Annotated in this window: 10 protein-coding genes and 1 other annotated feature (1 of these 11 running past the window's edge); of the genes, 2 read left to right on the forward strand and 8 right to left on the reverse strand. The window is 33.6% G+C overall.

Annotated elements, in window-relative coordinates; all coding sequences use genetic code 11:
• Positions 1–243 (reverse strand) — a binding site (T-box leader); it reaches 3 nt to the left of the window's first position.
• Positions 244–293: 50 nt separating this feature from the next.
• The 5 genes from ACY2U7_RS05485 to ACY2U7_RS05505 all read right to left on the reverse strand — a co-directional run bounded on the left by ACY2U7_RS05485 (position 294) and on the right by ACY2U7_RS05505 (position 6,296).
• Positions 294–1,679, reverse strand: coding sequence for an amidohydrolase (locus ACY2U7_RS05485; RefSeq protein ID WP_461816018.1), 1,386 nt, complete (start codon positions 1,677–1,679; stop codon positions 294–296).
• A 19-nt stretch (positions 1,680–1,698) separates the two neighbouring features.
• Positions 1,699–2,640 carry an ABC transporter permease gene (locus ACY2U7_RS05490; RefSeq protein ID WP_461812132.1) on the reverse strand — a complete coding sequence of 314 codons (942 nt, stop codon included), beginning with the start codon at positions 2,638–2,640 and terminating at the stop codon, positions 1,699–1,701.
• Positions 2,641–2,645: 5 nt separating this feature from the next.
• Positions 2,646–3,680 carry an ABC transporter permease gene (locus ACY2U7_RS05495; protein ID WP_461812131.1) on the reverse strand — a complete coding sequence of 345 codons (1,035 nt, stop codon included), beginning with the start codon at positions 3,678–3,680 and terminating at the stop codon, positions 2,646–2,648.
• Positions 3,680–5,203, reverse strand: a complete 1,524-nt coding sequence (locus tag ACY2U7_RS05500) for an ABC transporter ATP-binding protein (RefSeq protein WP_461816019.1) — start codon at positions 5,201–5,203, stop codon at positions 3,680–3,682. Before ACY2U7_RS05500 ends, ACY2U7_RS05495 begins: the two co-directional genes overlap by 1 nt.
• Positions 5,204–5,279: 76 nt before the next feature.
• Positions 5,280–6,296, reverse strand: coding sequence for a BMP family protein (locus tag ACY2U7_RS05505; RefSeq protein WP_461812129.1), 1,017 nt, complete (start codon positions 6,294–6,296; stop codon positions 5,280–5,282).
• Positions 6,297–6,447: 151 nt separating this feature from the next.
• On the opposite strand from ACY2U7_RS05505, the gene ACY2U7_RS05510 reads away from it, so the two are divergent.
• Positions 6,448–7,047 (forward strand): helix-turn-helix domain-containing protein, encoded by a 600-nt coding sequence (locus ACY2U7_RS05510; protein WP_461812128.1) that lies wholly within the window; start codon positions 6,448–6,450, stop codon positions 7,045–7,047.
• Between the two features lie 101 nt (positions 7,048–7,148).
• Here ACY2U7_RS05510 and ACY2U7_RS05515 read toward each other — a convergent pair whose 3' ends face one another.
• Genes ACY2U7_RS05515 through ACY2U7_RS05525 form a run of 3 tightly spaced genes read right to left on the reverse strand, consistent with a single transcriptional unit; the run spans position 7,149 to position 9,459 of the window.
• Positions 7,149–8,723 (reverse strand): ABC1 kinase family protein, encoded by a 1,575-nt coding sequence (locus ACY2U7_RS05515; RefSeq protein WP_461812127.1) that lies wholly within the window; start codon positions 8,721–8,723, stop codon positions 7,149–7,151.
• Between the two features lie 13 nt (positions 8,724–8,736).
• On the reverse strand, positions 8,737–9,048 hold the full coding sequence (locus tag ACY2U7_RS05520) for a phasin family protein (protein WP_461812126.1): 312 nt from the start codon (positions 9,046–9,048) through the stop codon (positions 8,737–8,739).
• Between the two features lie 39 nt (positions 9,049–9,087).
• Entirely contained in the window at positions 9,088–9,459 is a 372-nt protein-coding gene (locus ACY2U7_RS05525) for a diacylglycerol kinase family protein (protein WP_461812125.1), read from the reverse strand.
• A 254-nt stretch (positions 9,460–9,713) separates the two neighbouring features.
• Between ACY2U7_RS05525 and ACY2U7_RS05530 the strand changes: the two genes are divergently transcribed.
• Positions 9,714–9,899, forward strand: coding sequence for a hypothetical protein (locus ACY2U7_RS05530; protein ID WP_461816021.1), 186 nt, complete (start codon positions 9,714–9,716; stop codon positions 9,897–9,899).
• Positions 9,900–9,926 lie beyond the last annotated feature (27 nt).

Raw genomic sequence — 9,926 nt, forward strand, 5'->3', positions numbered from 1 at the left:
TGAGACGGTAATAACACTAAATTCATTATCGCGGTGCCACTCAATTTGACAAATTGTCCACTTTCTCACGTACAAACATACGCTCCTGATTGATAACGGGTTCGGTTCCCGACGACGCCTACTCTTTTCATTTCGGGCCGCCCTCGAAAGTCCATTCAGTAAAAAAAGTCATACAACACTCTCACCACCTGTTGCTCTCTGTGATTCCTTTTGAAACTTACTTCTCTTTCTCATCGGTTTCGCTTTTGATGTGCTTATTCTAATTTCTTTTTTATCTTTTGTCAAGAGTTTTCTTATATCCAATAATCTGGGAACTCATTTCTAAGTACTTTTGTACAAATTCTTTCACCTTCTTGTGCAAGTTTTTCCTCATCTACTCCAGTTAAATGTCCATCTGCATATACAATCTTTCCATTCACAATTGTCATCCAAACTGGCCCTGTTACACCTACCCTTGCTAGCATATTTTTAGGATCATGTATTGCACCTGCAAATTCCAATCCTCTTGTATCAATCATAAAAAGGTCTGCACCTTTATCTATTTCTAATGTTCCTAAATCATTGCGCCCCAATGTTTTGGCACCATTTACAGTAGCTATTTTCAACATATCGTAAGCTGAAACACACCCACCTCTTTCTTTGGTATGATATGTTTGCATTAAATAAGCCATGCGAAGTGCATCTAGTTCATTAGAACTATCATTTGTAGCCGAACCATCACAGCCAAGACTTACTAAAATCCCCATATCTTGTAACTTTTTAATATCAAGAATTGGAAATCCTCCTAACACTGCTGGTGCTGGACAATGAGAAATTCCCGTTCCTGTTTGTGCAATTAATTGATATTCTTCAGGTGTTAATTCCCAAGCATGTGCATAAAAAACATCTTCCCCAATAAATCCAATTTGTTCACACCACTCTAAAGTTCTCATTCCGTAACGTTGACGTATTCCTTCACTTTCTCCTTCACCTAAATGAGTATGAAGACGTACACCTTTATCTCTTGCAAGTTTAACAGATTCTACAAAAGTATCTTTATAACAATTAATTGGCTGACATGGAGATACTACAATCTGACTCATGGAATATGGACTTGCATCATGATACTTATCAATTAGACGTTCGCAATCTTTAATAAATTCGTCTGTTGACTCTACCATTGCTGCTGGAATAGAGCTTCCTTTTTCTCTTGGCAATGTATTTCCACCGCGTCCCGCATGATAACGAATTCCAAGTTGAGCTGCCGCTTCCATCTGTCTATCCACTGGTCTTTTTCCTGTAGCTGTTGTGTAGCAATATTGATGATCAAAAGCAGTTGTACATCCATGTTTTAATAAATCCGCCATAGCAGTCATAGAAGAATAATAAATAACATCATCATCAATTTTTTGAAAAATGCGATAAATTTTATCAATCCAATCCATAACAGTTAAATTTGGATAATCAATCGTTGTTAAATTTCTTACAAAAGTCTGAAAGAAATGATGATGCGTATTTACCATACCTGGATATACAAATTTACCAGTTCCATCAATTATTTTTGCACTTTCCACTTCTAAATTTTTTCCAATCTTTATAATTTTAGAACCTTCAATTAATAAATCTGTATCATAAAAAACTTCATCTTTTTTATTGCAAGTTACAATCGCTTTTGCATTTTTAATTAATATTTTACTCATGTTTTCTCCTTTCAGCTTACTATCTAGAACCACGAATATACGGTTTTGCAAGTTTTTCTGGCTGATTACTTTTTCCTATGGAAAGTAATAGTGTTAATAATGTAATAATATATGGGAGCATTGCCAATGCTTGTGTTGGAATTGGCAGTCCAAGTGCTTGCAGTCGAATTTGAAGTGCATTTGCACCACCAAAAATAACTGCTGCTCCTAATGTCCCCATTGGTGTATATCTTCCTAAAATAACTGCTGCTAAAGCAATATAACCTCGCCCCGAAATCATATTTTCAGAGAATTTCCCAAGTTGTACCAATACTAAAACAGCACCACCAATTCCTCCTAAGATTCCATTAACAGCAATCGCAACCCATTGGTATTTATTTACTGGAATACCTGCTGCATCCGCTGCTTGTGGATTTTCACCAATCGCTGTGAAAGCTAATCCTGAAGCTGTTTTTTTATAATAAATTCCAGCAACAATCACAAGAACAATTACCATATATGTCATGATATCTTGGCAAAAAAACGCTTCACCTATAATAGGAATATGACTTAAAACAGGAATCCGTATAGGTTTTAATGTAGATACCTGCTGATATGATTCTCCAGCTGACATTAATTTATATGCAAAACTAGTAACTCCAAGCATAAAAATATTCAAAGCGATTCCGCTAACTGATTGATCTTGAGATAACCGAACACACAAAAATCCATGAATAAAACTAACAGCACAGCCTCCTAACATTCCGCAAATTAGTCCTATTAAAATGCTATTACTATAGAAAGTTCCTGCAAAAGAACAAAATGCTCCACTAAGCATAACACCTTCTAAGCCAATATTTAAAATTCCAGCTTTTTCAAGAAAAACTTCTCCCAAAGCAGCATAAATTAGTGGAACAGCCATTCTCACTGTTGCTGCAAGAAAAGCTGTGAAAAAAGTAACTGTAAAAATTTGCTCTAACATACTACCTATACCTCCCTGTCTTTTCTTTTGAACAGCGACCCATGGAATATTTTTCTTCCTAATATAAGAAGAACGACCAAGCCAATTAAAATACTTACAATTGCAGATGGAATTCCCAATTGTCTTTGCATCGAATTTGCTCCAACTTGCATGGCTGCAAAGGCTATTGCTACTCCAAAAACTCCCCAAGGACGATTTCCTGCAATCAACGCAATTAACACTGCTGTATATCCACATTCAGACGAAATTCCTTCAAGAAGTTTTTTCTGTACTCCTATAACTTCAATCACTCCTGCTATACCTGCAAATCCTCCACTCAAAAAAGCAGAAAACACAATATTTTTCATTACAGAAATACCATTACATTTTGCAGCTCTTTTTGTAAAGCCTACCACTTTCATTTCATATCCATATTTTGTTTTTTCCATAAGAATCCATACAATGATAACTGCTGCAATGGCAATAAATATACCTGTATGCAGAGTTGTTGGAGGCATAATAAAAGACAATGAAGCATCTCTATCGATACGTGCCGATTGTGGAACTGCCCCTGCTGGATCCATTAAAAAAGTACGTACTGCAATTCCAAGGAAATTAATTGCAATATAATTTAACATAATCGTTACAATAATTTCTGAAATTCCAAATTTAGATTTCATATACGCCGCTATCAAAGCCCAAATTCCACCACAAAAAAATCCTGCAAGAATTGATAATAAAATTCGAGCTGTTCCGGGAATTTCTGTTAACTTTAAAGATACCATTGCAGCTGCAATTGCTCCCATGTAAAATTGGCCTTCTGCACCAATATTAAAAAATCCTGTTTTAAATGCCACAGCACAACCAATCCCAGTCAAAATCAATGGCGTTGCCTTTACTAAAATTTCTGAAAATCCATTTACATTTCCGAAAATTCCATTAAAAAACAATGCATATGCTTCTAATGGATTTGCGCCACAAAGTAAAATCAAAATAGTTCCTGCAATAATAGTCAAAATTGCAATCCAAAGAATATCCAATACTTTTTTCTTATTTTCCATTACCTTGTTTCCTCCTGTGTTATACCACCCATTAACAATCCGAGTTGATCTAATTGTATTTCATCTTTTCTTAAAATCCCGACTATCTTTCCACCAAACATAACTGCCACTCGATCAGAAAGTTGCATAATCTCTTCCAAATCGGCTGAAATAAGTAGAATACTTTTTCCTTCATTTCTTTGTTGCATTAACACCTCACGAACAAACTGTGTTGCCCCTATATCTAATCCTCTTGTTGGTTGGCTTGCAATAATAAACTTAGCTTTTTGTGTTATCTCTCTTGCTAAAATCACCTTTTGTTGATTTCCACCTGACATAAGTTTAACTGCTGTTTCTCCAGAAGAATTGCCTGATGTTTTAATTTGATACTCTTTAATTGTACACGTAGCATTTTCTTGAATGGTTTTCTTCTGAAATATTCCTCTTTTCAAATAAGGTTTTTTATCATACTCTCTTAAAATCAAATTTTCAGCCACATTCATCTCTAATACTAGTCCATCTTTATGTCGATCATCGGAAATATAAGAAATTCCTTTTTCAAATCTTTCCTTTACATTTAGCGTACGAACATCATTTCCTTCAAAATATATCTTCCCTGATGTCATTTTCAAAATCCCAGTAATTACCTCAGCCAATTCTTTTTGACCATTTCCATCTACCCCAGCGATTCCAAGAATTTCTCCTTTATAAACATCTAAATTTATATTATCAAGAAGAGGTTTTTTGTGATGCTTTTTAATCGTCACTTCCTTCATCTGCAAAGCCACTTCTTTTTCTTGAATTTCTTTTACTTCAAAATCATAACTTAATTCTCTTCCTACCATACACTTGGATAATTCTGTTGGATTCGTATCTTTTGTTACAAATGTTCCTACTTTTTCCCCATCCCTTAAAATTGTAACCCGATCACTAATATTCATAATTTCGCTCATACGATGGGTAATTATAATAATTGCATATCCTTCTTGTTTTAACTTCTTTAAAACAGAAAAAAATTGTTCTGTTTCTTTAGGAGTCAACACACCTGTAGGTTCATCTAAAATCAAGAGTTTAACATCTCTGTAAAGAGCTTTTAAAATTTCTACTCTTTGTTGCTGTCCAACTGAAAGTTCAGAAATTTTCTTATCAGGTTCTACTAACAGTCCATATTTCTCTGCTAAATTTTCTAAATTCTTTTTTGCTTCTTTCCGATTTAAAAATATTTTTTTTCGTTCTAATCCTAGAATTACATTGTCTAATACTGTCATTTTGTTTACTAAGGAAAAATGTTGATGTACCATTCCAATCCCTTCCGCAATGGCATCTTTAGGTGAATGAAAATGAACCTTTTCACCTTTCCATAAAATTTCACCTTCATCAGCAGAATAAATTCCAAACAAAATATTCATCAATGTAGTTTTTCCTGCTCCATTTTCTCCAAGTAACGCATGGATTTCACCTTGTCTGACTGATAAATTAATATCTTTGTTTGCATACACACCTGAAAATTTTTTCCCTATATGCTTCATTTCTAAAACATTCATTTTACAAACTCCTTTAAAATAGGTAGGTTCAATAAAATTTGCATTCTATCGCCCTACCCAAATTGTTTTGTGACTTTTACTTGCCTTTTCGTTCTTTCGTATCACATGGCACTTTAAAGCTTCCATCTTTAATTGCGTTTTGTTTTTTATCTAACATTTCTTTTACATTTTGTGGAATTTTTTCCATTAATTTTTCATTATAAACAAATTCTACAATTCCTTCTGCCATTCCAAGTTCTTTTACCTCTCCTTTGAACTTTCCTTCTTTAATATCAGATACTGCCGTTTTAATTAATTCAGGAACATGATAAACTGCTGAAGAAAGAACTGCTTTTTCTGCTAATGAACTTTGATCATAAGAATCCCCTGTTGCATAAAGTCCTGCATCCTGTGCAGCATTTAAAGCACCGGTTCCTGCTTCATTTGCACAATGTCCAATCACATCAACACCATTATCAATCATTGCTTGTGCCGCTTCTTTTGCAAGGGCTGTATCTGTAAATGAACCTGTCCATGCTGTTTGATAATCAATGCTTGGATTTACTTCTTTTGCTCCGTCTTCATATCCATTCATGATTTTCACAAGTGATGCACCTTGTACTGGACCGATAAAACCAACTTTTCCTGCTTTTGACATTCCTGCAGCAAGCATTCCTTGTAAATATCCTGTTTCTTCACATTTCATCACATAAGATGCAACATTTTCAGCAGATGCATTTGCTTCAATACAAATAAATTTTGTATCCGGATATAATTCGCTTACCTCTAAAGCAGGATCACCAAATTGGAATCCATGACCAATAACTACATCATAATCATTTGCGGCATACTCTTTAAATGCTGAAACCATATCTGCCGCTTGTATATTTTCTGTGTATGCAACTTCACAATCAAGATCCTTTTCTACAAGTTTTAATCCTTCATATGCCGACTGACACCACCCCATATCATTTACTGCCCCTGTTACACAAAGAGCAACCTTTAACTTCCCATCATTCATTTTTTCTTTCTCTTTGTCCGATTTGCTTCCACACCCTACTAACATAGATGCTGTTAGAACTCCACATAATAGCATTGCTAAAAGTTTCTTCATCGTTTTTCTCCTTTACAGTATGTATTGATTTAATATACGTTCATTATAATGAACACAATATCCTTTGTCAATTATTTTTTATTTTATATGACAAGATTCTTATTTTATGCTATTATTAAAAAAAACAAAATATGAAAAGGAGCAAAACAGTATGTCTGAACTAAATCTCACAAGAATAGGAGCTCTTTTAAAAAGCAGACGCATCGAAAATGGCTTGTCTATACGAGAATTGTCCCTTAAATCAGGCGTTGCAGCAGGAACTATAAGTCAAATCGAAACTGGGAAAACATCTCCAAATCTTATCAGCGTCTACTCATTATGCGAAACTCTCAATTTTCCTATTTCTGCATTATTTATTCAAGATAATAGTGATCGAATAAAACTTGTACGAAAAGATGAACGCACTTCTTTTATAAGAAACACTAGCAATACAGAATCTATTGTTGAATCCCTTATTACAAAAGGGGAAAGTAAAATGTGGGGTGGTATTATCGACATGCCTCCGCATACAAATTCAGGTGATTATTACTATCATGACGGAGAAGAATTCGTTTTTATTTTAGAAGGAAGTATTAGATTTTTTATGGATCAAATGGGTACATACGAATTAAATATAGGAGATACTCTTTATTATCCAAATGAAATCGGACACCGTTGGGAAAATCCGACTGAAAATCATGCCAAACTTCTTATCGTTTCTACTACAGAATTTAAACAAGCATCTGACTCAGATGTTTCCGATTCAAAATAGTGAACAAAAGTAATTTATTTTATTTATAGTCAAAAATAAAGTTGGGAAAAGCAATGTAACATTTCCTTTCCCAACATTTTTGTCAACTTTATTCTTTTTAGTTACTTTTTAGAAAAAATGTGTTTTAGAAAAACATACACAACAATAATAAACGCAAATAGATAGCCCAATGTACCAAGTGCAGGTATTCCCAAAATTTTAGGTTTCATATCTGTTGTACAAATAATACTAGAACTAATCAAAAGAGCCATGACCCATAGACCCATTACTACATTTCTTACAAGTCTTCGAAGAAGTCTTTCCAACTCTAATGACGCATGTAAATCTAGATTAATCTTTGTTTGTCCTTTTAAATATCCTTCCAAAATGTCTGAAATAAGAGACGGTATGTTCATTGCTTTGTGAAATGAACGATAAATGGTTTTACTACTATTTTTCAGTTCCTGTTTCCAGTCTTTTTCTTTCAAAATTTTTCCCGCCATATGTCTAGACGCAATCTCTATCATATTCAAATTAGGCGCTATATCTGCAAGAACTCCTTCCATATGAGTAAGTCCTCTCGCAAGCATTGTCAATCCATGAGGCATAATAATTTTATTTTCTTTCATTACTTCCATAAGACTCATGGTCACTTTTGCAATATCAATATTTCCCATTTCTACATTTCCATATTGTATAAGTAAATTGGTTATTCCTTCATATAGACAACTTTGATCTGGTGCTTCTTTAAATTCTCCAAGCGCCATGACGGCATTTTGAATCATTCCGATATCACCTATTGCAATTCCTTCCACTGCCTTTCCTAACAATTCTTTATCTCGCTCTGTCAGTCTGCCCATCATTCCCATATCAATCCAGACAATCTTTCCCCCTCGAATTTTCACATTTCCAGGATGGGGATCTGCATGAAAAAACCCATCGTCCATTACCTGTTTTATATAATGATCTATCAATTTCATTCCAACTTCTTCTAGGTCATATCCTTCTGCTAGAAGTGTCACCTTATCATCTATAGCATACCCATCGATATATTCCATAACAAGTACACATTGATTAGTATATGCGTGATACAATTTGGGAACTCCAATAAATGCTATTTCTTTATTCCTTCGCGCAAATTCTTCCAAATTAGATGCTTCAGTTAAAAAATTCATCTCCTCTTTGGTAACAGCCCATAATTCGTCTAACACCATATCCAAATCAACCATATCTTTTAAACTAACCGGTGGAAGTAATTTTACTGCACGATGCAAAAGTTCTATATCTCTTGACATTGTATTGTAAATTCCTTTTCGTTGTATTTTCACAACAACTTCTTCCCCTGTCTTTAAAACAGCTTTGTGAACCTGGGCAATCGAAGCAGATCCAAGTGGTTTTTCATCAATTTCAGAAAATATTTCTTTCCAATGACAACCATACGCATCCTGCAATACATTCTCCACTTCCACAAATGCCATCGGTGATACTTCGGAGCGCAATTTCATTAACTCATCACAATATCTTTTCGGCAAAATATCAGAATGCATAGACATAATCTGACCCAACTTAATAAATGTTGGTCCTAGATCTTCTAAAATCAAACGTAATTTCTCTGGAGATACTCCTCTTTTAATGTTGTGTTTTCGAAGTACCTCTGTCATTTCTTTTAATCTTTCCTTATATTCTTGCCGATCCATTTTTCACATCTTCCTATTCTACTGATTCATTTTCCATTGAATATAATCTTTCTTTCAATGTTGCAATTTGTTCTGGTGTCATTTTTTCTAAAAGTTCATCTAATTCTTCTGGAGTTGAAGGTTTTACCGAAACATTTACATTTTCTTTTACAGTCTTTTTAATATTGTGTTTTAATTCTTCATTTAAAACTTTTCCCTGTTCTATTGTTAATTCCCCTTTTTCCACCATAACATCTAACAACTCTTTTGATTTTTCTGCTGTTGTTGCCACTGCTCCAATACCTGCTAATAATAATTTTTTAATATTTTCTCCAAATCCATCCATATCAATATCTCCTTTCTACATCTTTTTGATTTATTGTTTTTACACGAGTGCTAAAATTTTAGGAAAAAAAATAATAATTCCTACTCCCGCCGCCATAATAGATGCAATCAAAACAGCTCCTGCTGCTACATCTTTAGAAAGTTTTGCAAGTGGTTTCCTTTCTTCTGTAACTAAATCTACAACTGCTTCAATCGCTGTATTAACAAGTTCTAATGAAAGGATCAGGCCAAATAAAATTAAACACAAACACCATTCCAGCATTGAAATTTTTACCAAAAATCCAAGCACTACTACACATAGCATTGCCAAACAGTGAATTTTCATATTTCTTTCTTTCTCGATTCCAGTAAAAATTCCTTCAAAAGCATACCCAAAACTTTTATATAATGGATTTTTTCCTTCTTTTTTCATACCCTCACCTTCTTATCCTTTGTTTTCTTTTATTATACTACAAAATCAATTTATATCACTATTTTTTTAGTTATTTTTATTTTTTTCTTTATTTTTACAAAATACTATTGTTTTATATTTATTTTTTCAACAAATATAATTCTGATAATAAAATAGTCATTATGTCAACAAACTGTTAAATATTGAAAATGCAATTATTAAAAAAATTCAACACGCAAATACTCTTGTAAAGATTTAATTATCGTTATCAAAAGATTAAGGACTTACCTTTTTCTGCTAAATATTGTTATCTTGCTCTTCACAAAAGGCGGTATGTCTGTACGTGTGAAAAACGTTTTATGAAAATTACTCTTTTCTTGTTGAGCAATTATAATCGAAACAGAAAGCTCATCCTAAATAGATATAACAATCTCAAAGACAACAATGGGGCAGGATTTTAAAATCCCACCCCAACTATTTACTTAGAG

It is taken from the genome of Faecalimonas sp., from assembly GCA_029264305.1.
Lineage (GTDB): Bacteria > Bacillota > Clostridia > Lachnospirales > Lachnospiraceae > Faecalimonas.

Bases quoted from the DNA above. Each gene is read 5' to 3' on its own strand.
- ACY2U7_RS05510 (WP_461812128.1), top strand. From the start codon at position 6,448: ATGTCTGAACTAAATCTCACAAGAATAGGAGCTCTTTTAAAAAGCAGA.
- ACY2U7_RS05515 (WP_461812127.1), bottom strand. From the start codon at position 8,723: ATGGATCGGCAAGAATATAAGGAAAGATTAAAAGAAATGACAGAGGTA.
- ACY2U7_RS05485 (WP_461816018.1), bottom strand. From the start codon at position 1,679: ATGAGTAAAATATTAATTAAAAATGCAAAAGCGATTGTAACTTGCAAT.
- ACY2U7_RS05500 (WP_461816019.1), bottom strand. From the start codon at position 5,203: ATGAATGTTTTAGAAATGAAGCATATAGGGAAAAAATTTTCAGGTGTG.
- ACY2U7_RS05505 (WP_461812129.1), bottom strand. From the start codon at position 6,296: ATGAAGAAACTTTTAGCAATGCTATTATGTGGAGTTCTAACAGCATCT.
- ACY2U7_RS05520 (WP_461812126.1), bottom strand. From the start codon at position 9,048: ATGGATGGATTTGGAGAAAATATTAAAAAATTATTATTAGCAGGTATT.
- ACY2U7_RS05495 (WP_461812131.1), bottom strand. From the start codon at position 3,680: ATGGAAAATAAGAAAAAAGTATTGGATATTCTTTGGATTGCAATTTTG.
- ACY2U7_RS05525 (WP_461812125.1), bottom strand. From the start codon at position 9,459: ATGAAAAAAGAAGGAAAAAATCCATTATATAAAAGTTTTGGGTATGCT.
- ACY2U7_RS05490 (WP_461812132.1), bottom strand. From the start codon at position 2,640: ATGTTAGAGCAAATTTTTACAGTTACTTTTTTCACAGCTTTTCTTGCA.